This is a genomic window from Sneathiella limimaris (assembly GCF_012932565.1).
Classification (GTDB): Bacteria; Pseudomonadota; Alphaproteobacteria; order Sneathiellales; family Sneathiellaceae; genus Sneathiella; species Sneathiella limimaris.
This window is the reverse complement of the sequence record NZ_JABBYJ010000001.1, coordinates 2,558,160-2,578,800: the sequence shown is the minus strand read 5'-3', so window position 1 is coordinate 2,578,800 and position 20,641 is coordinate 2,558,160. Positions and strand designations below refer to the sequence as shown.

Below are 20,641 nucleotides of genomic sequence, written 5' to 3'. Positions count from 1 at the left end.
TACAGACAATGTCAGAAAGAAGGCAGCTATTGAACCCTTTAACAACTCTGACTATGGTTTCGATGAAGAAAAATAAGCAAGGGGAAGCAAAATGTCAGATCTGGCGTTCATTACAGCAGTTGAACTAGTTGAACTCTACAAGTCCAAGGAGGTTTCCCCGGTCGAAGCAACTAAAGCAGCCCTGGACCAGATTGAGAAAGTTAACCCTGCTCTAAATGCTTTTGTTCGAACAGATCCAGATGGCGCTCTTGAAGCGGCGACAGCCTCAGAGGCGAGATGGCATAAAGGTGAGCCTTTAGGTCTTGTTGACGGTGTGCCGACAACGATCAAAGATGTGATGCTGATGAAGGGCATGCCGACTTTGAAAGGATCTAAGCTTGTCGATCCTGAGGGCGACTGGTCCGAAGATTCACCTGCAACGCAACGGTTGCGTGAGTCTGGCGCTGTCTTTTTGGGAAAAACCACGACACCAGAGTTCGGCTGGAAAGGTGTTACGGATAGCCCACTAAGTGGTATCACCAGAAACCCTTGGAACCCTGAGAAAACACCCGGTGGTTCCAGTGGTGGCGCATCGGCTGCTTGTGCTGCGGGTATGGGGGTTCTTCATACCGGAACTGATGGCGGAGGATCTGTTCGAATACCCGCTGCTTTTGCCGGTATCTTCGGGCACAAACCCAGTTTCGGCCGTGTACCTGCTTGGCCAGCATCCGCTTATGGTACAGTGTCCCATGTCGGTCCCATGACCCGTTCGGTTGCAGATGCCTGTCTCATGTTAGATGTGATGAAGGGGCACGATAGCCGCGACTGGTATGCTTTGCCAGAAACAGATATTCAGTATCGAAATCTGAAACCGATGACGTTTGCTGGACGAAAAATCGCCTATAGCCGGGATCTTGGTTATGCTAAAGTTGATCCTGAAGTTGCCAAAGCCGTTGATCGCGCAGTTGATTGTTTTCGGTCGCTTGGGGCCGAAATTGTGGAAGTTGATCCAGGCTTTGAGTGTCCATTGGAGATTTTTAGTGCTCTTTGGCAAAGTGGTGCCTGGTATGCATTGAAACCTGCGGATGAAAAAGCTCGAAAATTAATGGATCCTGGCCTTCAGTTGGTTTTCGAAAAGGGGTCAAAGGTCACAACCACAGACCTATTTGACGCCAATATCGCCCGGGCTGAGTTAGGGGCCTTGATGAAGCGGTTCCATGAAACATATGATCTGCTTTTGACGCCGTCCTTGGCGGTAACGGCTTTTGAAGTTGGAAAGTTAGGGCCAACTGTTGGTGACAAAGAGGTCTCTGATTGGGTGGACTGGACACCCTTTAGCTACCCGTTCAACTTGACCCAGCAACCTGCATGTTCAATCCCTTGCGGTTTGGCAAACAATGGATTGCCAGTAGGGCTGCAGATCGTTGGTCCTATGCATAAAGACGAGATGGTTCTCTCGGCTGCCCTGGCTTTTGAAGCCAATTTTGAAGGAGCAAAACTCCGCCCGAAACTGAATGAATTGGGGTGAAGTATGTGGCAAGGACCTGAAATTCTCTCAATCCCTGAAATGTATAAAGCTGATCAACTGACGATAGAAGCTGGCATTCCAGGAGAGCAGCTGATGGAGAATGCCGGAGCCCAGGTCGCGGCTCATATTACAGAAAATTGGGATATTTGCCCGGCGCTTGTTCTTTGTGGCCCAGGTAATAATGGGGGCGATGGTTATGTCATTGCGCGGCATCTATTGGAAGTGGGTTGGCCTGTAACAGTTGGCGTTTTTGGGGATCCTGCAAAACTCAAGGGTGATGCGGCGACAATGCGCGATAGATGTCCACTGGATCTCGTTCCCATATCAGAACTTAAAATACCAGCGGAGGGAATCGTCGTAGATGCGGTCTTTGGTGCTGGGTTTCGGGGAACATTGCCGAGTGAACTAACGGATCTTTTCGGCAAACTTCAGAAGACCTTGGATTTTATTGCCGTTGATATCCCATCCGGGGTTGATGGAAATACTGGCGAAAGCTCAGAGGGGACACCCCCTGCCTCTTTGACAGTTACTTTCGCCCGACCCAAGACAGGCCATTATCTTTATCCAGGCCGAGGTTATTGTGGACGGCTTGAGGTGGTTGATATTGGTATCCCTTTATCCGTGATAGACCAGTTGAATTGTCGAACGGTGTTAAATAGTCCGGATATCTGGGGAGAAGATTTTCCTCAAGCGAGACCAACAGGGCATAAATATACTCGTGGACATGCTGCTGTGATGGGGGGAGGCATCTCAAGTACCGGTGCGGCTCGTATTTCCGCGAGAATAGCATTAAGAGCCGGGGCAGGGGCTGTTACTTTACTGAGTCCTCCATCCGCACTGACAACCTACGCTGCCGCACTGGAAGCCGTAATGGTGAAGTCAGTAGAAGACAGTGAGGCTTTCTTTCAATTTTTGACAGATCGGCGGATCTCAGCAGTTCTAATTGGACCCGGTAATGGCGTTACTGAGCAAACGCGCAAAAAGGTGGAGGCGGCTCTTTCCAGTTCAGCTTCAGTTATTCTGGATGCCGATGCACTCACTGTTTTTAAAGGGGATCATGAAACTCTATTTGATCTTATCCAACAGAAGAAGAGTGGGGCTGTTGTTTTAACACCGCATGAGGCTGAGTTTGCGCGTCTTTTTCAAGTTGAGGGGACCGCACTGGAGAGATGCCGCTTAGCGGCAGCAAAGAGTGGCGCTATCGTCCTGTTGAAAGGAGCAAGCACTGTGATCGCCGCTCCGGATGGGGAGGCCGTGATCAACACTCATGCGCCGCCTTGGCTGGCCACCGCCGGATCGGGTGATGCCTTAGCCGGGATCATCACAGGTCTGATAGCAACAGGTATGGACACGTTCTTAGCAGTCTCAGCAGCAGCCTGGATTCATGGAGAAGCGGCATATGCGTTTGGACCTGGTTTAATTGCTGAAGACATAGAGAAACAAATTCCACAGATATACGCTGAAATCTTCTAAAATTTTGACGTTTGATTTCATTAACCGGTAATTCTACTGTAAAGGGTTTGTTTACTTTTTTCGTATAAGAATGAACAACATAGTCAAAGTATTTGAAGAGTTGGATTGAAAATGCTGTTCAAAAAATCGGATATAAAAGAGAAAATTTCTCAAGGCGCAGTTTTTCTTCGGACCATGAGAGTAAATGCTCGCGAAGAAGCGCGTGTACTTTATGTGTCTGAGGATGAACAAGGTATTTCCCACGTGCATTACGAGCGGACTTTGATCGGCAGTTGTTACAAGGAGCCAGCGGGTACAAGGGTCCTTTCTCTGGATACGTTCGCCCGAGATTTTCAAGTGAACTGATCGAGTTTATACAAATTAGAGACAAAAAATGGCGATCCCAGTGGATCGCTTTTTTTGTTTAAAACTGCGGTTTTTCAACGGTTACAGGCAAACGACTTAAAATATTTTGAGATTTCTTCTCAGTTTTGGTCGAATTCCCCTATGCACAGCCGGAATTGTTGTGCTATAGAACGCCGCTCCAAGGACAGGGTGCGGTAAAACTGCGCCTTTTGGACATCATGAAAATGATGACATCACGTGCGGGTATGGCGGAATTGGTAGACGCGCTGGTTTTAGGTACCAGTACCTTGTGTGTGGGGGTTCGACTCCCTCTACCCGCACCAAGAATTCGAAACGGCTGGCCTTGATTGGCCGGTCGTATTTGCAAACTGACTTAAGAAACTGACGGGCAATCGTTCATGCAGGTTACTCAAACTAGCTCTGAAGGGCTGAAACGGGATTTCACAGTCGTAGTTGAAGCGGCAGAAATTGAAGGCAAAATCACAGACAAACTGGTTGAAGTAGGTGGTCAGGTCCGTCTTCCCGGTTTCCGTCCTGGTAAAGTTCCAATGTCCATTTTGCGCCAGCGTTTTGGTAAAAGCGTGCTGGGTGAAGTTCTGGAAGGAACTGTAAACGAAGCTAGCCAGTCTGTATTGGAAGAAAATGATCTTCGTCCAGCTCAGCAGCCAAAAATTGAAATCACAAGATTTGATGATGGCCAGGATCTGGAATTCACAATTGAATTAGAAGTGATGCCAGACTTTGAGCCAGGTGATTTTTCAAAGTTGAAGCTTGAGAAACAGGTTGCTGAAGTTGAGGATGCCAAAGTTGATGAAGCTTTGACGCAAATTGCGGGCTCCCAGAAGAACTTCAAGAAAGTTGCCCGTAACCGTAAAGCCAAAGAAGGTGATGCGGTTCTTATCGACTTTGTCGGTAAAGTCGATGGTGAGGCTTTTGAAGGCGGCTCTGCCGAAGGTCATCAGCTGGAGCTGGGCTCAAACCAGTTTATCCCAGGCTTTGAAGAGCAACTCGTTGGCGCCAAGGGCGGTGACGAGGTTGCAGTTAAAGTGACTTTCCCTGAAAACTATGGCGCAGAACATCTCGCTGGCAAAGATGCTGTGTTTGATGTGACGGTCCATGAAGTGCAGGAAGCTGCAGACGTCGAGATTGACGATGAGTTTGCGAAAAAGCTGGGCCTTGAAGATCTTGCTACACTGAAAGACAACATTCGCAGCCGGATCCAGGAAGATTACGATCAGCTCTCTCGCCAGACACTAAAGCGGAGCATGCTGGATGCGCTTGCAGATATGCATGATTTCGATGTACCTCCTGGAATGGCTGAAGCAGAATTCAACAGCATCTGGGAACAGTTCCAGCAGGAGCTAGAGCGGTCAGGTGAAAAGCTTGAGGATCAGGATCAGTCTGAAGAAGAACTGAAAGCTGAATATCAGACAATTGCTGAGCGTCGTGTTCGCCTCGGTTTGTTGCTGGCTGAAGTTGGACGCATCAATAATATCGATGTGAGCAATGAAGAAGTGCAGCAGGCGATGATGGCTCAGGCTCGCAACTACCCAGGTCAGGAGCAGCAGGTCTTCCAGATGTTCCAGCAGAACCCGGAAATGCAGAACTCGCTGAGAGCGCCAATCTTCGAAGACAAGGTTGTCGACTTTATTGCTGAACTGGCAACAGTTAGCGAGAAGAAGGTTTCTTTCGAAGAACTGACAGCTGATCCAGACGAGCAGGAAAAGCCAAAAGCGAAGAAAAAAGCAGCGCCTAAGAAGAAGGCCGCTCCTAAGAAAGCAGCCGCTGATAAGGACGAGGGTGAGAAAAAGCCTGCAGCTAAAAAGAAAGCAGCTCCTAAGAAAACAGCAGCGAAAAAGACTGAAAAATAAAAGTTTCAGATCTAAACAAATTTTTTTGTTTAATAGGTGGAAATTTCAGCGCCAATGTGCACATTGAAATGACCACCTATTTTTTTTGAGGAAAATGAGCAATGGCTGATGTGATTGATACGTATATGAATACCCTGATCCCGATGGTTGTCGAGCAGACTGCCCGGGGGGAGCGTTCATATGACATTTACTCACGTTTGTTGAAAGAGAGAATTATATTCGTAACAGGGCAGGTCCATGATGGAATGGCTAGCCTAATTACAGCTCAGCTCCTGTTCCTGGAAGCCGAAAACCCAAACAAGCCGATCAATATGTACATCAACTCACCTGGCGGTGTGGTGACATCTGGTCTTGCCATGTATGATACCATGCAATACATCAAGCCAGAAATTTCAACGGTGTGTATCGGACAAGCAGCCTCTATGGGCTCTTTCTTGTTGACCGCAGGTTCTAAAGGGCAACGATTTGCGCTTCCAAATGCGCGGGTGATGATCCATCAGCCTTCTGGTGGTGCTCAGGGACAAGCGACAGACATTGAAATTCAAGCTCGGGAAATTCTGAAAATTCGGGCGCGACTCAATGATCTATATGTCCAGCATACAGGACAACCTCTCGATGTGATCGAACGGTCTATGGAGCGGGATAATTTCATGACAGCCGAAGAAGCAAAAGAATTTGGGCTGATTGATGAAGTTGTTGAAAAACGGGTAGGTCCTGTTGAAAAGCCTGCTGATAGCGAATAAGACTTAAATCTGCCTTCACCTTTAGGTTGCGTTGTCAGTCTTGTCTCATAGAGCTGTTAACGGAAAATTGAGGACGGTCAGCTATATAAAGTTGATCGGCCTTCTTGCGGGCATTGCAGCAATTCGCATAAGATTTTAACATTCTTGTTGTGGATGGCGAAGTCGATAGCTAATATGTAATGTCCAACGATTAATTGGAGTGTCTATGACCAAATTAAGTGGCGGAGATTCGAAGAATACTTTGTATTGTTCCTTCTGTGGCAAGAGCCAGCATGAAGTCAGAAAGCTGATTGCCGGTCCCACAGTGTTCATCTGTGATGAATGTGTTGAACTCTGCATGGATATTATTCGCGAAGAGCATAAAAGTACGCTTGTGAAGTCAAGCGACGGTGTTCCCTCTCCAAGCGAAATTAACAGCGTGTTGGATGATTACGTAATTGGCCAGAAACACGCCAAGAAGGTATTGTCCGTAGCTGTTCACAACCATTACAAGCGATTACACCACAGTTCAAAATCTGACGATGTTGAACTTGCGAAATCAAATATTTTGCTTGTTGGTCCAACGGGTTGCGGTAAAACGCTACTTGCTCAGACGTTAGCTCGGATCCTTGATGTTCCGTTCACAATGGCTGATGCAACGACACTGACAGAAGCCGGTTATGTGGGTGAGGATGTGGAAAACATCATTCTCAAACTTTTGCAGGCAGCTGACTACAATGTCGAACGGGCTCAACGTGGTATCGTCTATATCGATGAGGTCGATAAGATCAGCCGCAAATCAGATAATCCGTCGATTACACGAGATGTGTCTGGTGAAGGTGTCCAGCAAGCATTGCTGAAAATCATGGAAGGAACTGTTGCGTCCGTGCCTCCACAGGGCGGTCGGAAACATCCTCAGCAGGAGTTCTTGCAAGTCGATACGACAAATATTTTGTTTATCTGCGGTGGTGCTTTTGCGGGCCTCGATAAGATTATCAGCTCACGTGGACAGGACACATCTATTGGTTTCGGTGCGGATGTAAAAAGCGAAGACGATCGGAAAACAGGCGAGCTTCTGAAGAATGTAGAGCCTGACGATTTGACTAAATTCGGAATGATCCCGGAATTTGTTGGCCGTCTCCCCGTTATCGCGACATTGGAAGACTTGGATGAGGATGCTCTTGTCGAAATTCTTACAAGTCCTAAAAACGCACTTGTTAAGCAGTATCAGCGCTTGTTTGACATGGAAGAAGTTAAACTAACTTTCACAGATGATGCCCTGATTGCTATCGCGAAAAAAGCGATTGAACGAAAAACTGGTGCCCGTGGCCTAAGATCAATACTTGAAGGTATTCTTCTTGAACCTATGTATGACTTACCAACTGTAGAAGGTGTTGAAGAGATCGTCGTGAACGCAGATGTTGTTGCTGGCGAAGGTCAACCCCTCTACATCTATGCTGATCGCAAAGAAGCAGGCAGCAGCGCTTAGTCATTATTTCCGGAGGAGGGAAGCCCTCCTTCGGCATTTTCTATCCGGTCAGAGGCCAACTCAAATCTGTTCGCCCGTCTGACCCTGAAGGCCCTAACATGAACGAAATTTCTCAATCACAAGATTTTCCCGTTTTGCCTTTGAGGGACATTGTTGTTTTCCCTCATATGATTGTTCCCCTCTTTGTGGGTCGCGATAAATCTGTTCGTGCCCTCGAAGATGTTATGAACGATGACAAACAAATTCTTCTCGTTGCGCAGAAAGATGCGAGCAAAGACGATCCTGGTGAGGACGACATCCATAATGTCGGGACAGTTGCCTCGGTTTTGCAACTTTTGAAGTTGCCGGACGGAACTGTCAAAGTGCTTGTTGAAGGTGTCGAGCGGGCCCGCATAACTTCATTCATTCCAAATGAAGATTTTTTCCAGGCGCATGCTGAAATCATTGCAGAAGATCATGATGATAGTGCGGAACTTGAAGCGTTGGCGCGTTCTGTCATTACACAGTTCGAGCAATATGTGAAACTGAACCGGAAAGTCCCGCCTGAAGTTTTGGTATCCCTTAACCAGATTGATGAACCATCAAAGCTGGCTGATACTATGGCCTCTCATATGGCACTTAAGATCGCTGAAAAGCAGGAACTTCTTGAAATTGAGAATGTTGCTGAGCGTTTAGAGCGAATTTACAGCCTGATGGAAGAAGAAATTGGAGTTCTGCAGGTTGAGAAGAAAATTCGCAACCGTGTCAAACGCCAGATGGAGAAAACCCAACGGGAATATTATTTGAATGAGCAGATGAAAGCCATTCAGAAAGAACTGGGTGAGGGCGAAGATGGTCGCGATGAGTTAAGCGAACTTGAAGAAAAGATCGCAGATACAAAGCTGACCAAAGAAGCTCGCGAAAAGTGCCAGCAGGAAATGAAAAAGCTGCGTAGCATGAGCCCAATGTCTGCAGAAGCAACTGTTGTTCGGAATTATCTGGATTGGTTGCTGACGATCCCTTGGGGTAAGCGGACCCGCGTTAAGAAAGATCTGAAACTGGCTGAAAAAATCCTGAATGATGATCATTACGGCTTGGAAAAAGTCAAAGAACGCATTTTGGAATATCTTGCTGTTCAACAACGGGTCAGGAAAAATCAGGGCTCCATCCTTTGCTTGGTTGGACCTCCTGGCGTTGGTAAGACTTCGCTTGGTCAATCTGTTGCTAAAGCAACTGGACGGAATTTCGTCCGTGTAGCCCTTGGTGGTGTGCGCGACGAAGCTGAAATCCGTGGTCACCGGAGAACTTATATCGGGTCAATGCCAGGTAAAGTCATCCAGTCCATGAAAAAGGCGAAATCAATCAATCCATTGTTCTTGTTTGATGAGATTGACAAGCTTGGCAATGATTTCCGTGGTGATCCATCTTCTGCATTATTGGAAGTTCTCGATCCGGAGCAGAATACCCATTTCGCCGATCATTATCTGGAGGTCGAATATGACCTCTCCGAAGTGATGTTTATCTGTACAGCTAACTCTCTGAATATGCCCGGACCACTTCGGGATCGTATGGAGATTATTCAGCTCTCTGGTTACACAGAAGATGAAAAAGTCGAAATCGCCAAACGTCATTTGTTGAAAAAACAGATGAAGAACCACGGCTTGAAAGAGAAAGAATGGTCAGTAACAGATGACGCCATTCGGGATCTTATCCGGTATTATTGCCGGGAAGCTGGTGTTCGAAGCTTAGAGCGTGAAATCGCGAAACTTGCTCGGAAGGCTGTAAAGAAAATCACGACCGATGGTATCGAAAGTATCCACGTCACACCTGAGAACCTTAAAGACTTTGCCGGTGTTCGGAAATTCCGCTATGGCATGATCGAAGAGGAAGACCAGATCGGCTTGGTTACAGGTCTTGCCTGGACTGAAGTTGGTGGTGAGCTCCTCACTATCGAAGCTGTGAAGCTTTACGGTAAAGGCCGGATGCAAATCACAGGTAAACTTGGGGATGTGATGCAGGAATCTGTGCAGGCTGCAAAAAGTTTTGTACAGGCTCGTTGCTTGGATATGGGCGTCAAACCAACTGATTTTGACCGCCATGATATTCACGTTCACGTACCTGAGGGCGCCACGCCAAAAGATGGGCCTTCTGCCGGGATTGCAATGGTAACGTCGATCATCTCCGTGTTGACAAATATACCTGTCCATAAAGATGTCGCCATGACAGGCGAAGTAACTCTCCGTGGACGAGTACTTCCAATTGGTGGATTGAAAGAAAAGCTTCTTGCCGCCTTGCGAGGTGGTATTCGAACTGTCCTGATTCCGAAAGACAACGAAAAGGACTTGGAAGAGATTCCCGATAATGTGAAAGAGGGACTCAAGATTATTCCAGTTTCTGACGTTGAAGAGGTGTTAAAAATAGCTCTTACCAAGCCGCTAGAGCCGCTTGACTGGAGTGAAGAACGCATCGCTCAGGAGTTAGCAAGTGCAGCATCCGCCCAAAAATCTACGGATGGCGTTACGACTCACTAAAATTTTCACTAAACTGTTGTGAATGCGCAGAAAACTGGGGATAAATTGAAATTTCCCTTTGACCATTGAAAGCGTCGCTTCTAGTATTCACCGGTCTTTTGTTGGAAAATGAATTGAACAACATGATTTACATTAAGAACTTGAAGGGGGCTTATAGTGAATAAAAACGATCTCGTTGCCGCAGTGGCTGATTCAACCGGTCTTGGCAAAACAGAAGCCGCAAAAAGTGTGGATGCAGTGCTTGATGCAGTTTCTTCTGCTCTGACTAAAGGTGATGATGTTCGCCTGGTTGGCTTCGGTACCTTTAGCGTAGCTGAACGGAAAGCCTCAGAAGGACGGAATCCTCGGACTGGTGAAACTATTCAGATTCCTGCGTCAAAACAGCCTAAGTTCAAAGCAGGCAAAGGCCTGAAAGACGCTGTAAACAAGTAATTTTTACCTGTTTACTTCTTATAGAAGAGGTCAGATCAAAAAAAATTGGTCTGGCCTCTTTTTTTATCTTCCCTTTGGTCAAATGGCCTGTTATACACTGCCTCGCAACGCACGATGGGTGATTAGCTCAGCTGGTTAGAGCACTTCGTTTACACCGAAGGGGTCGGGAGTTCGAATCTCTCATCACCCACCATTCAAGCACAAAAGGCCCGCAATCAGCGGGCCTTTTGCTTTTTGGGATTACAGCGCAAACGCTGGCTGATTATGTGTTCTTATGGAACGGTTTTTTGTTTTTCGACTGCGTGCGAATTTTACGCTTTAAACTAACTCAGTCAGATTTCTGTAATGCGAAATATTTGTTAAGCATCTTTGACGCTACTTGATTCTTTCTAGTAATGATTCGATGTAACTATCTGATATATAATTAATATAGAAAATATGATTGGCGCTTTTGATTCAGAATTAGCACTCCAATCAGGATTATTTTTGAATTGGTTTGGCATCATGATTCAAAGCGATTTGCGATTTGTCTTTTCGAATTATTGTTTCCTACCAAATCTTTTTTGAAAATTTCCTTAGCTCTAGGATTTAGTCGGTCAGATCTGCTTGTTTAAAGCGGCATAAAACTGCCGTTTTTGTGCTTCTAAAATAGTATTGAAAAAAATCTTTCATTTTTACATTTATGTTGCTTGACAGCGGGGGCCTCCTCCAATAAAACACGGCCTCACAGCGGGGGTGTAGCTCAGTTGGTTAGAGCGCCGGCCTGTCACGCCGGAGGCCGCGGGTTCGAGTCCCGTCACTCCCGCCATTTTCCCCAAAAATTTTCCGCTGTTTATAATGTCCGATTTGTGGCAGGGAAAGCTATGTGTCATCTCAAGCGCACGTAAAAGAAAATGGCGAAATTTTGTTGCTAAATGCCTTTTTTTCCTTATAACCCACACTATAATGCGCACTAACAGAGCTAGAGGGAGTGCCGCATCAAGGATCATCCCAAACGATCCCGCGCGGTGTTGTCGAGAATGGAAGCATTACTACTTGAATATCTACCGATCCTGATTTTTCTGGGTATCGCGATTGGCCTGTCCTTGGTCATTGTTGCGGCATCTTTGATTGTTGCACGCCAACATCCGGACGCGGAAAAACTCTCTCCATATGAATGTGGCTTTGAGCCGTTCGGTGATGCGCGTACTCAATTCGATGTGCGGTTTTACCTGGTTGCGATTCTATTCATTATCTTTGACCTAGAGGTGGCCTTCCTGTTCCCATGGGCTGTGTCACTGGGTGATATCGGATTATTCGGTTTCTGGTCTATGATTGTCTTCTTAGGCATTCTGACGATCGGATTTATTTACGAATGGAAGAAGGGAGCTCTCGAATGGGAGTAACATCCACTCAACAAACTCCAGCGTCTGGAGCTATCGGGACAGAACAGGACGAGTTTTTTCGTGGGATTTCCAGTGAATTAGATGACAAAGGATTTGTCGTTACACAAGTAGACAAACTTGTGAACTGGGCGCGGACAGGCTCCATCTGGCCGATGACATTTGGCTTGGCATGCTGTGCTGTTGAAATGATGCACGCCTGGCAGCCTCGCTACGATATGGAACGCCTTGGTGTTGTTCCCCGGGGTAGCCCTCGTCAGTCCGATGTGATGATTGTTGCGGGTACGCTGACCAATAAGATGGCCCCAGCCCTTCGCAAGGTTTATGACCAAATGGCCGAGCCACGCTATGTGATCTCAATGGGATCTTGCGCGAACGGTGGCGGTTATTACCACTATTCTTACTCAGTAGTTCGGGGATGCGATCGGATTGTTCCGGTTGATATCTATGTTCCTGGCTGCCCACCAACTGCAGAGGCTTTGGTTTACGGTATCTTCCAATTGCAGAAGAAGATTCGTCGAACCGGAACTTTTGTCAGATAAAGAACGGCGATCGGAAGATACATGGAAAACGCTTTAAAAGAACTGGGAGCCCATATTGAGGGTGAGCTGTCCGCTGAAGTGATTAGAACCTCCGTTGCACACGGTGAACTCTTTGTGGAAGCGCGAGCTGATGCCATCATCAAGATCCTGACTTTCTTGCGGGATGATTCCTCCTGTAAATTTCAGATCCTCTGTGATGTTTGTGGTGTCGATTATCCTGAACGGGCGCAGCGGTTTGATGTTGTTTACAATCTCCTTAGCCTGAAATTGAATCAACGGGTGACAGTTAAGGTTCAAACGGACGCGCGAACACCTGTTCCAAGTGTTGTTGGGGTTTTCCCGACAGCAAACTGGTTTGAGCGGGAAGCCTGGGATATGTACGGCATCATGTTTAGTGGTCATCCCGATCTACGCAGACTTCTTACCGATTACGGGTTTGATGGGCATCCGCTTCGTAAAGACTTCCCATTGACGGGTTACGTTGAGGTTCGTTATAGCGAAGATGAAAAACGTGTAGTTTACGAGCCAGTGAAGCTTGTTCAGGAGTTCCGGAAATTTGATTTCCAGAGCCCTTGGGAAGGAACAGATTATGTTCTGCCTGGTGACGAAAAAGCGACGGAGCAGGGCTGATGGCTGAAGTCGAAATTAAGAACTATACCCTGAACTTTGGACCTCAGCATCCTGCTGCGCATGGCGTGCTTCGGATGGTACTGGAGTTGGATGGTGAGTTGGTTGAGCGGGTTGATCCGCATATTGGCCTTCTGCATCGGGGTACAGAAAAGCTCATCGAGAATAAAACTTACATGCAGGCGATGCCCTATTTTGATCGTCTGGATTATTCTGCGCCAATGGCTCAGGAGCATGCTTTTGTTCTTGCCGCAGAACGGTTGTTGAATTGTGAAGTTCCGCGCCGCGCGCAGTTCATTCGGGTTCTCTATGCGGAAATTTCTCGCCTGATGAACCATTTGATGAACGTTTGCGCGCAGGCCATGGATGTTGGTGCGACAACTCCAATGCTTTGGGGCTTTGTTGAGCGTGAAACCTTGATGGAATTTTATGAGCGGGTTTGCGGTGCGCGTATGCATGCCGCTTACTATCGTGTTGGCGGTGTGCATCAGGACCTGCCTGCGGGTCTTGCTGATGACATTCGTAAATTCATCAAAGAATTTCCAAAAGTTCTCGACGATATTTCAACCTTGTTGACTGAAAACCGAATTTTCAAGCAGCGGAACGTTGATATCGGGGTCGTTAATCAGGAAGAAGCTATGGCTTGGGGCTTCTCTGGCGTGATGCTTCGCTCGACCGGTTTGGCCTGGGATCTCAGAAAGTCACAGCCTTATGACGTTTATGGGGAACTGGATTTTGATATTCCAGTTGGCTTAAACGGTGACTGTTACGATCGTTATTTGATGCGCATGGAAGAAATGCGCCAATCCTTGCATATTATGGAGCAATGCCTCGACAAAATGCCGGAAGGTCCGGTTCTGTCTGAGGATCCAAAAGTAGCTCCACCACGCCGGGCTGACATGAAAACATCCATGGAAGCTCTGATTAATCACTTTAAACATTACACAGAAGGTGTCCGCATCCCAGAAGGGGAAACTTATGTCGCCATTGAAGCTCCAAAAGGAGAGTTTGGCGTCTATCTTGTTTCCGACGGAAGCAGCAAACCTTACCGGTGCAAAATTCGGGCGCCAGGGTATGTGCATCTGCAAGGGATGGACTTCTTAACGAGAGGTCACATGCTTGCTGATGCGTCAGCAATTTTGGGAAGTTTGGATATCGTGTTCGGTGAGGTTGACCGATGAGCCAGGTTATCGCAACAGGCAAAGCGTTCGAGTTTACGCCTGAAAATATTGAAAAAGCGAAGGTCTTCGTCGCGAAGTATCCTGAGGGTCGCCAGCAAAGTGCTGTCATGCCTCTTTTGGATCTTGCTCAGCGTCAGAACGAAAACTGGCTGTCCAAAGAAGCTTTGGAGTATGTTGGTAAATTCCTGGACGTTCCGTACATGCGGGTGCTGGAAGTCGCAACCTTCTACACGATGTATAACCTGAAACCGGTTGGAAAATATTTTCTGCAGCTTTGCAGAACCACACCATGCTGGCTTCGGGGCTGTGACGACCTTGTAAAGGTCTGTGAAAACAAGCTTGGTATTCATAACGGTGAGACTTCCGAAGATGGCAAGTTCACATTGCTGGAAGTTGAATGCCTAGGGGCTTGCGTTAATGCGCCTGTTGTTCAGGTGAATGACGATTTTTATGAAGATCTGAATGCTGACAACTTTGAAGCGTTGCTGGATAAGCTTGCCAGGGATGATGTTCCTGCGCATGGGCCACAGATTGATCGTCTGAACTCCGCTCCAGAAGGCGGACAGACCACGTTGCTTGAAAAGGGAGGTGACGCCTGATGCTTCAGGATAAAGACCGTATCTTTACCAACCTTTATGGACAGCATGACTGGCGTCTTGCTGGTGCCAAAAAACGGGGTGTCTGGGACAATACCAAAAAGCTCATGGAAATGGGCCAGGATGAGATTGTCGAGCAGATTAAGGGCAGTGGGCTTCGCGGACGTGGCGGTGCTGGCTTCCCAACTGGCCTGAAATGGTCCTTCATGCCAAAAGAGTCAGATGGTCGTCCAAACTACCTAATTGTGAATGCGGACGAGTCAGAACCCGGAACTTGTAAGGACCGGGAAATCATGCGTTTTGATCCGCATCGGTTGTTGGAAGGATGTTTGATTGCTGGCTTCGCCATGCGAGCAGTTGCGGCTTACATCTATATCCGCGGTGAATTCGTGAATGAGGCTATTCACTTGAATGAGGCCATTCAGGAAGCTTATGCAGATGGCCTGATCGGTAAGAATGCCTGCGGCAGCGGATATGACTTCGATATCTATGTTCACCGCGGAGCAGGGGCTTACATTTGCGGTGAAGAAACTGCTTTGATTGAAAGCCTGGAAGGAAATAAAGGTCAACCACGGCTGAAGCCTCCATTCCCAGCGAATGTTGGAGCCTGGGGTTGCCCATCCACCGTTAATAACGTGGAAAGTATCGCCGTCGGTCCTGAAATTCTTCGTCGGGGTGCTGATTGGTTTGCAGGGCTTGGCCGTCCAAATAACACAGGAACAAAACTCTTCTGTATTTCAGGGCATGTAAATAACCCCTGTAATGTGGAAGAGGAAATGGGTATTCCTCTTAAGGAGCTGATTGAGAAACATGCCGGTGGCGTGCGGGGTGGTTGGGACAACCTTCTTGCAATCATTCCTGGTGGATCTTCAGTTCCATTGCTTCCCAAATCCATTTGCGACACCGTTCTTATGGATTTTGACAGCTTGAAAGAGGTTCAAAGTGGACTTGGAACTGCGGCAGTTATTGTCATGGACAAATCCACTGACGTTATTGCAGCTATTGAGCGCCTGTCTCACTTCTATAAACATGAAAGCTGTGGTCAGTGCACACCATGCCGAGAAGGAACCGGCTGGATGTGGCGCGTTATGCAGCGTTTGGTATCAGGTGATGCGGAATTGGAAGAAATTGACATGCTGATCAATGTCTCCAAGCGTATCGAAGGTCATACAATCTGCGCCCTAGGTGACGCGGCTGCATGGCCAATTCAAGGTTTGGTCCGACACTTCCGTCCTGTGATTGAAGATCGGATCAAGAATAGAAAAGCCGTGAAAGCGGCCTGATTGGCACGCTACTTAAGGAGCGAAGAATGCCGACACTTACGGTAGATGGTGTTGAAGTCACTGTAGAAAACGGAGCCACAATTCTTCAGGCTTGTGAAGAGGCTGGAGCGGAAATTCCACGGTTCTGTTACCATGAACGCTTGTCCATTGCGGGTAACTGCCGCATGTGCCTGGTGGAGATGGAAAAAGCACCAAAGCTGGTTGCCTCCTGCGCAATGCCGGCTGGTGATGGTATGGTCATTCACACCAACACAGAAAAAGTGAAAAATGGTCGGGAAGGGGCTATGGAGTTCCTTCTGATCAACCATCCTCTGGATTGTCCAATTTGCGATCAGGGCGGTGAGTGTGATCTTCAAGATCAGTCTATGTATTATGGCTCTGGTAACAGTCGCTATCTGGAAAGTAAGCGGGCTGTAAAAGAGAAAAACATGGGGCCCTTGATTAAGACCACCATGACGAGGTGTATTCACTGCACGCGTTGTGTTCGCTTTGCGACAGAGGTTGCAGGTGTAAGTGAACTTGGTGCCCTTAATCGTGGTGAGAATACAGAAATTGTGACTTATCTCGAGCAGGCCCTGAATTCTGAACTTTCTGGAAATATCATTGATCTTTGCCCAGTAGGTGCACTGACATCAAAACCTTATGCTTTCACAGCTCGTCCGTGGGAGCTTCGCAAAACGGAAAGTGTAGATGTATTGGATGCGGTTGGCGCCAATATCCGGATTGATTCCAAAGGCGCTGAAGTCATGCGGGTTTTGCCGCGCCTTAATGAAGATATCAATGAAGAGTGGCTTTCAGACAGATCTCGCTTCTCTTATGATGGACTGAAACGTCAACGCCTCGATACACCATATGTTCGGGTTGATGGTAAGCTACAAGCCGTTGGCTGGTCTGAAGCATTAGATGTGGTTGCGGACAAGCTAAAAGGAACTGAAGCTTCTAAAATCGGAGCCATTTCTGGTGATCTGGCTTGTGGCGAAAGCCAGAAAGCTCTGAAAGACTTAATGGATGCCTTGGAAGTCATCAGCGTTGATTGTCGTCAGGACGGTGCAAAACTGGATGCGTCCAATCGCGCTTCTTATATTTTCAACAGCACGATCGCTGGTATTGATGAAGCAGACGCTTTGCTGATTGTTGGATCCAATCCACGTGTTGAGGCTTCCCTGATCAATGCCCGGATCCGCAAACGTTGGAAACGCGGTAACTTCCCAATTGCTTTGATTGGAGAAGAGGCTGATCTGACTTATGCGCACGACTATCTCGGAGCAGGTGCGCAGACCTTGAAGGAAGTTGCGGATGGTAAACATTCATTCGCCAAGACCTTGAAGGATGCCAAAAAACCGATGATCATTGTTGGCCAAGGTGCCTTGTCTCGCGATGATGGTGATGCTGTTCTCGCACTTTGCAAGAAAATCGCAGACGATTTTGGTCTCATCTCTGAAGGATGGAATGGCTTTAACGTATTGCATACAGCGGGTGGCCGCGTAGCGGGCTTGGATCTTGGCCTTGTGCCGGGCGAAGGTGGCCGTGATATTGCCGGTATTCTGGATGGCGCGGCTTCTGGTGATATAGAGGTTGTCTATCTTTTGGGCGCTGATGAAATTGATGCGTCGAAGCTAGAGAAAGCGTTTGTGATTTATCAGGGATCGCATGGTGAAGCTGGTGCTCATGTTGCAGACGTTATTCTGCCAGGAGCTGCCTACACCGAAAAAGATGCAACCTGGGTTAATACCGAAGGTCGTGTCCAACGCGGTTTCAAGGCTGTCCATGCACCAGGTGATGCCCGTGAAGACTGGGCGATCCTGCGCGCTTTGTCAGATAAAGTGGAAAAAACCCTTCCATACAATAGCCTTGTTGAGTTGCGGGCCAAGATGGTTGAGGCTGCACCTCATTTTGGAACAATCGATGAAATTGTTGCCGCTGAATGGACCGCGTTTGGAAAAGACGGTGATCTGGATGAGGCTCCTTTCGTCTCACCGATTAAAGATAATTACCTGACCAATATTATTTCGCGAGCCAGTGGTATCATGGCGGAATGCAGTGCTGCCTTTAACAGTGCTAGCGAAGAGGGGACCGGTACAAATGGTTGAGTTCTGGGATCAATATCTGCTGCCGACGCTGATCATTGTTGGAAAAATCCTCCTGATTGTTGTCCCGATGCTGGTTGCGATGGCATATCTCACACTTTACGAACGTAAAGTTATGGGCGCTATGCAGATGCGCAAAGGACCAAACGTTGTTGGTTTCTACGGTCTTCTGCAACCTTTGGCGGATGGTGCAAAACTATTCTTCAAGGAAACAATTATTCCAACTGGTGCGAATAAGTTTCTGTTCCTTCTGGCGCCAATGATTACCTTCTTGTTGGCATTGATTGCTTGGGCGGTAATTCCTTTTGATGAAGGTTGGGTTCTGGCTGACATCAATGTTGGTATTCTCTACCTGTTCGCGATTTCCTCTCTTGGGGTTTATGGCATCATCATTTCCGGTTGGGCGTCAAACTCTCGGTATCCATTCCTTGGTGCGCTTCGTTCAGCGGCGCAGATGGTTTCTTACGAAGTTTCCATTGGTTTCGTGATCATTACCGTTCTGCTCACTGTTGGATCTTTGAACCTCTCTGATATCGTACGGGCTCAGGACGGCGGTGGTTTGTTGGGATGGTATTTCATTCCCCATTTCCCAATGTTCATTATCTTCTTCGTCTCGATCTTGGCTGAAACAAACCGCCATCCGTTTGACCTACCTGAATCTGAAGCAGAGCTGGTTGCGGGTTATCAGACTGAGTATTCATCAATGGCATTCGCCCTGTTCTTCCTGGGTGAATACATGAACATGATCCTGATGAGCGGTATGTGCGCGATCCTCTTCCTGGGTGGCTGGTTGCCGCCTGTTGATATCGCACCTTTCAACATGATCCCAGGCGTGATCTGGTTTGGTCTTAAGGTTGCGGCACTACTGTTCGTCTTTATTTGGGTACGCGCTACGCTGCCTCGTTATCGGTATGACCAGTTGATGCGTTTGGGTTGGAAAGTCTTCCTGCCGTTCTCCCTCTTCTGGGTGGTGCTGACAGCAGGCGTACTCGTCGGATTTGATCTTCTTCCTGCTTAAGGGAAGGTGATAACTGAAAACTGGCTTCTCTTCTGAATTGAGATGGGAAGCCGAAACTGAAGTAAAAGGCTGTTTTGATATGGGCTTTATAGATAAACAAGCAAGAAGCTTGCTCCTTGGGGAGATTGTAGTGGGAATGGCGAAGACCTTCAGCTACATGTTCAAGACCAAGGCGACCATCAACTATCCTTATGAAAAAGGACCGTTGAGCCCACGCTTTCGTGGTGAACATGCGCTTCGTCGTTATGCAAATGGTGAGGAACGCTGCATTGCCTGTAAATTGTGTGAGGCAGCTTGTCCGGCTCTGGCGATTACCATTGATGCGGAACCTCGCGAGGATGGCAGCCGTCGGACGACCCGTTACGACATCGACATGACGAAATGCATTTACTGTGGTTTCTGTCAGGAAGCTTGCCCGGTTGATGCAATTGTTGAAGGGCCGAACTTTGAGTTCGCCACAGAAACTCGCGAAGAGCTTTTCTACGATAAGCACAAGTTATTATCCAACGGAGATCGGTGGGAGCAGGAAATTGCTCAAAACCTGAACGCCGATACGCCATACAGATAAGATAGGATGAGAAAAGTGGATCTTAAGATCAAACAACAGACTGCGAAGAAGAAGGGGGCATTGAAATGATTATTGCAACGCTCGCGTTCTATCTATTTGCAGCTTTGACGGTCGCTTCGGCCTTTATGGTGATTGCGTCCAAGAACCCGGTACATTCCGTACTGTTTCTTATCCTGGCATTCTTTAACTCTGCGGCTCTATTCGTCCTCCTAGGGGCCGAATTCATCGCCATGATTTTGGTTGTGGTGTATGTGGGTGCCGTTGCAGTTCTGTTCCTGTTCGTCGTGATGATGCTGGATATCAACTTCTCCGAATTGCGTCAGGGCTTTTTACAGTATCTGCCAATTGGTGCTCTTATCGGGTTGATCCTGATGATCGAGCTGATCCTTGTTGTTGGCGGCTGGCATCTGTCCCCTGAAGCTTTACAGATGGGCGCTGCGCCTGCTGCAGATCTTGGAGACAAGACAAACACTGAACAGATCGGCGGTCTGCTCTATACACAGTATGTGTATCTATTCCAGGCTGCGGGCATGATCCTGCTGGTCGCGATGATTGGCGCTATTGTCCTGACACATCGTCAACGGCCTGGTGTTAAGAAACAGGTGATTGCTGATCAGGTTTATCGCCGTCCTGAAGACTCAATGCAGGTTCGTAAAGTTGAACCTGGCCAAGGTGTGTAAGGAGGTTGATGATGGAAATTGGATTGGGACATTACCTGACCCTGTCAGCCATCCTGCTGACCATGGGTATTTTCGGGATCTTTTTGAACCGAAAGAATGTGATTGTTATTTTGATGTCGATCGAACTGATGCTTCTGGCGGTTAATATTAACCTGGTTGCGTTTTCGACTTTCTTGAATGATCTCGTGGGGCAGATCTTTGCCTTGTTCATTCTGACAGTTGCTGCTGGTGAGGCCGCAATTGGCCTTGCAATCCTTGTTGTTTACTTCCGAAACCGCGGAACAATTGCGGTTGAGGACATCCATCACATGAAAGGCTAAGGCTCAAA

The 20,641-nt window shown here is 47.6% G+C and carries 19 protein-coding genes and 3 tRNA genes; all 22 read left to right on the top strand.

Annotated elements, in window-relative coordinates:
- Positions 1 to 91: 91 nt before the first annotated feature.
- The 22 genes from HH301_RS12475 (at position 92) to nuoK (ending at position 20,633) form a co-directional block, all read left to right on the top strand.
- Positions 92 to 1,507, top strand: coding sequence for an amidase (locus HH301_RS12475; protein ID WP_169569225.1), 1,416 nt, complete (start codon positions 92 to 94; stop codon positions 1,505 to 1,507).
- Between the two features lie 3 nt (positions 1,508 to 1,510).
- Positions 1,511 to 2,980, top strand: coding sequence for an NAD(P)H-hydrate dehydratase (locus HH301_RS12470; RefSeq protein WP_169569224.1), 1,470 nt, complete (start codon positions 1,511 to 1,513; stop codon positions 2,978 to 2,980).
- Between the two features lie 111 nt (positions 2,981 to 3,091).
- Positions 3,092 to 3,325 carry a hypothetical protein gene (locus HH301_RS12465; protein WP_169569223.1) on the top strand — a complete coding sequence of 78 codons (234 nt, stop codon included), beginning with the start codon at positions 3,092 to 3,094 and terminating at the stop codon, positions 3,323 to 3,325.
- Positions 3,326 to 3,564: 239 nt separating this feature from the next.
- Positions 3,565 to 3,648 (top strand) — tRNA-Leu (locus HH301_RS12460).
- 75 nt (positions 3,649 to 3,723) lie between these two features.
- The gene (gene tig / locus HH301_RS12455) at positions 3,724 to 5,196 is read left to right on the top strand and encodes a trigger factor (protein WP_169569222.1); all 1,473 of its coding nucleotides are present in this window, start codon (positions 3,724 to 3,726) and stop codon (positions 5,194 to 5,196) included.
- A 101-nt stretch (positions 5,197 to 5,297) separates the two neighbouring features.
- Entirely contained in the window at positions 5,298 to 5,939 is a 642-nt protein-coding gene (gene clpP / locus HH301_RS12450) for an ATP-dependent Clp endopeptidase proteolytic subunit ClpP (protein ID WP_169569221.1), read from the top strand.
- Positions 5,940 to 6,144: 205 nt separating this feature from the next.
- Complete coding sequence (gene clpX / locus HH301_RS12445) at positions 6,145 to 7,407, top strand: ATP-dependent Clp protease ATP-binding subunit ClpX (protein ID WP_169569220.1); 1,263 nt, start codon at positions 6,145 to 6,147, stop codon at positions 7,405 to 7,407.
- Positions 7,408 to 7,505: 98 nt separating this feature from the next.
- Entirely contained in the window at positions 7,506 to 9,917 is a 2,412-nt protein-coding gene (gene lon, locus HH301_RS12440; RefSeq protein ID WP_169569219.1) for an endopeptidase La, read from the top strand.
- 156 nt (positions 9,918 to 10,073) lie between these two features.
- A complete protein-coding gene (locus HH301_RS12435) occupies positions 10,074 to 10,349 on the top strand; it encodes an HU family DNA-binding protein (RefSeq protein WP_169569218.1) in 276 nt (91 codons plus the stop codon).
- 116 nt (positions 10,350 to 10,465) lie between these two features.
- A tRNA-Val gene (locus HH301_RS12430) sits at positions 10,466 to 10,542 on the top strand.
- Positions 10,543 to 11,080: 538 nt separating this feature from the next.
- A tRNA-Asp gene (locus HH301_RS12425) sits at positions 11,081 to 11,157 on the top strand.
- A gap of 211 nt (positions 11,158 to 11,368) precedes the next feature.
- Positions 11,369 to 11,734: an NADH-quinone oxidoreductase subunit A gene (locus tag HH301_RS12420; protein WP_169569217.1), complete on the top strand. Its 366-nt coding sequence runs from the start codon at positions 11,369 to 11,371 to the stop codon at positions 11,732 to 11,734.
- Positions 11,725 to 12,273, top strand: coding sequence for a NuoB/complex I 20 kDa subunit family protein (locus HH301_RS12415; protein ID WP_206378290.1), 549 nt, complete (start codon positions 11,725 to 11,727; stop codon positions 12,271 to 12,273). The genes HH301_RS12420 and HH301_RS12415 overlap by 10 nt, the downstream gene beginning before the upstream one ends.
- A gap of 21 nt (positions 12,274 to 12,294) precedes the next feature.
- Positions 12,295 to 12,903 carry an NADH-quinone oxidoreductase subunit C gene (locus HH301_RS12410; RefSeq protein ID WP_169569215.1) on the top strand — a complete coding sequence of 203 codons (609 nt, stop codon included), beginning with the start codon at positions 12,295 to 12,297 and terminating at the stop codon, positions 12,901 to 12,903.
- Entirely contained in the window at positions 12,903 to 14,081 is a 1,179-nt protein-coding gene (locus HH301_RS12405; RefSeq protein WP_169569214.1) for an NADH-quinone oxidoreductase subunit D, read from the top strand. Before HH301_RS12410 ends, HH301_RS12405 begins: the two co-directional genes overlap by 1 nt.
- Positions 14,078 to 14,680, top strand: coding sequence for an NADH-quinone oxidoreductase subunit NuoE (nuoE, locus tag HH301_RS12400; protein WP_169569213.1), 603 nt, complete (start codon positions 14,078 to 14,080; stop codon positions 14,678 to 14,680). The genes HH301_RS12405 and nuoE overlap by 4 nt, the downstream gene beginning before the upstream one ends.
- Positions 14,680 to 15,960, top strand: a complete 1,281-nt coding sequence (nuoF, locus tag HH301_RS12395; protein WP_169569212.1) for an NADH-quinone oxidoreductase subunit NuoF — start codon at positions 14,680 to 14,682, stop codon at positions 15,958 to 15,960. The genes nuoE and nuoF overlap by 1 nt, the downstream gene beginning before the upstream one ends.
- Positions 15,961 to 15,986: 26 nt before the next feature.
- A complete protein-coding gene (nuoG, locus tag HH301_RS12390; RefSeq protein WP_169569211.1) occupies positions 15,987 to 18,050 on the top strand; it encodes an NADH-quinone oxidoreductase subunit NuoG in 2,064 nt (687 codons plus the stop codon).
- Positions 18,043 to 19,065, top strand: a complete 1,023-nt coding sequence (gene nuoH / locus HH301_RS12385) for an NADH-quinone oxidoreductase subunit NuoH (RefSeq protein ID WP_169569210.1) — start codon at positions 18,043 to 18,045, stop codon at positions 19,063 to 19,065. Before nuoG ends, nuoH begins: the two co-directional genes overlap by 8 nt.
- A 79-nt stretch (positions 19,066 to 19,144) precedes the next feature.
- Positions 19,145 to 19,633 (top strand): NADH-quinone oxidoreductase subunit NuoI, encoded by a 489-nt coding sequence (gene nuoI / locus HH301_RS12380; RefSeq protein WP_169569209.1) that lies wholly within the window; start codon positions 19,145 to 19,147, stop codon positions 19,631 to 19,633.
- A gap of 65 nt (positions 19,634 to 19,698) precedes the next feature.
- Positions 19,699 to 20,313, top strand: a complete 615-nt coding sequence (locus HH301_RS12375; protein ID WP_169569208.1) for an NADH-quinone oxidoreductase subunit J — start codon at positions 19,699 to 19,701, stop codon at positions 20,311 to 20,313.
- Between the two features lie 11 nt (positions 20,314 to 20,324).
- Positions 20,325 to 20,633 carry an NADH-quinone oxidoreductase subunit NuoK gene (gene nuoK, locus HH301_RS12370; RefSeq protein ID WP_169569207.1) on the top strand — a complete coding sequence of 103 codons (309 nt, stop codon included), beginning with the start codon at positions 20,325 to 20,327 and terminating at the stop codon, positions 20,631 to 20,633.
- Positions 20,634 to 20,641 lie beyond the last annotated feature (8 nt).

Coding starts and splice junctions, on each gene's coding strand:
- HH301_RS12415 (WP_206378290.1), top strand. CDS start 11,725: ATGGGAGTAACATCCACTCAACAAACTCCAGCGTCTGGAGCTATCGGG.
- tig (WP_169569222.1), top strand. CDS start 3,724: ATGCAGGTTACTCAAACTAGCTCTGAAGGGCTGAAACGGGATTTCACA.
- HH301_RS12465 (WP_169569223.1), top strand. CDS start 3,092: ATGCTGTTCAAAAAATCGGATATAAAAGAGAAAATTTCTCAAGGCGCA.
- nuoG (WP_169569211.1), top strand. CDS start 15,987: ATGCCGACACTTACGGTAGATGGTGTTGAAGTCACTGTAGAAAACGGA.
- HH301_RS12410 (WP_169569215.1), top strand. CDS start 12,295: ATGGAAAACGCTTTAAAAGAACTGGGAGCCCATATTGAGGGTGAGCTG.
- HH301_RS12405 (WP_169569214.1), top strand. CDS start 12,903: ATGGCTGAAGTCGAAATTAAGAACTATACCCTGAACTTTGGACCTCAG.
- nuoI (WP_169569209.1), top strand. CDS start 19,145: ATGGGCTTTATAGATAAACAAGCAAGAAGCTTGCTCCTTGGGGAGATT.
- HH301_RS12470 (WP_169569224.1), top strand. CDS start 1,511: ATGTGGCAAGGACCTGAAATTCTCTCAATCCCTGAAATGTATAAAGCT.
- nuoE (WP_169569213.1), top strand. CDS start 14,078: ATGAGCCAGGTTATCGCAACAGGCAAAGCGTTCGAGTTTACGCCTGAA.
- HH301_RS12375 (WP_169569208.1), top strand. CDS start 19,699: ATGATTATTGCAACGCTCGCGTTCTATCTATTTGCAGCTTTGACGGTC.
- HH301_RS12475 (WP_169569225.1), top strand. CDS start 92: ATGTCAGATCTGGCGTTCATTACAGCAGTTGAACTAGTTGAACTCTAC.
- clpP (WP_169569221.1), top strand. CDS start 5,298: ATGGCTGATGTGATTGATACGTATATGAATACCCTGATCCCGATGGTT.
- lon (WP_169569219.1), top strand. CDS start 7,506: ATGAACGAAATTTCTCAATCACAAGATTTTCCCGTTTTGCCTTTGAGG.
- HH301_RS12420 (WP_169569217.1), top strand. CDS start 11,369: ATGGAAGCATTACTACTTGAATATCTACCGATCCTGATTTTTCTGGGT.
- nuoK (WP_169569207.1), top strand. CDS start 20,325: ATGGAAATTGGATTGGGACATTACCTGACCCTGTCAGCCATCCTGCTG.
- nuoH (WP_169569210.1), top strand. CDS start 18,043: ATGGTTGAGTTCTGGGATCAATATCTGCTGCCGACGCTGATCATTGTT.
- nuoF (WP_169569212.1), top strand. CDS start 14,680: ATGCTTCAGGATAAAGACCGTATCTTTACCAACCTTTATGGACAGCAT.
- clpX (WP_169569220.1), top strand. CDS start 6,145: ATGACCAAATTAAGTGGCGGAGATTCGAAGAATACTTTGTATTGTTCC.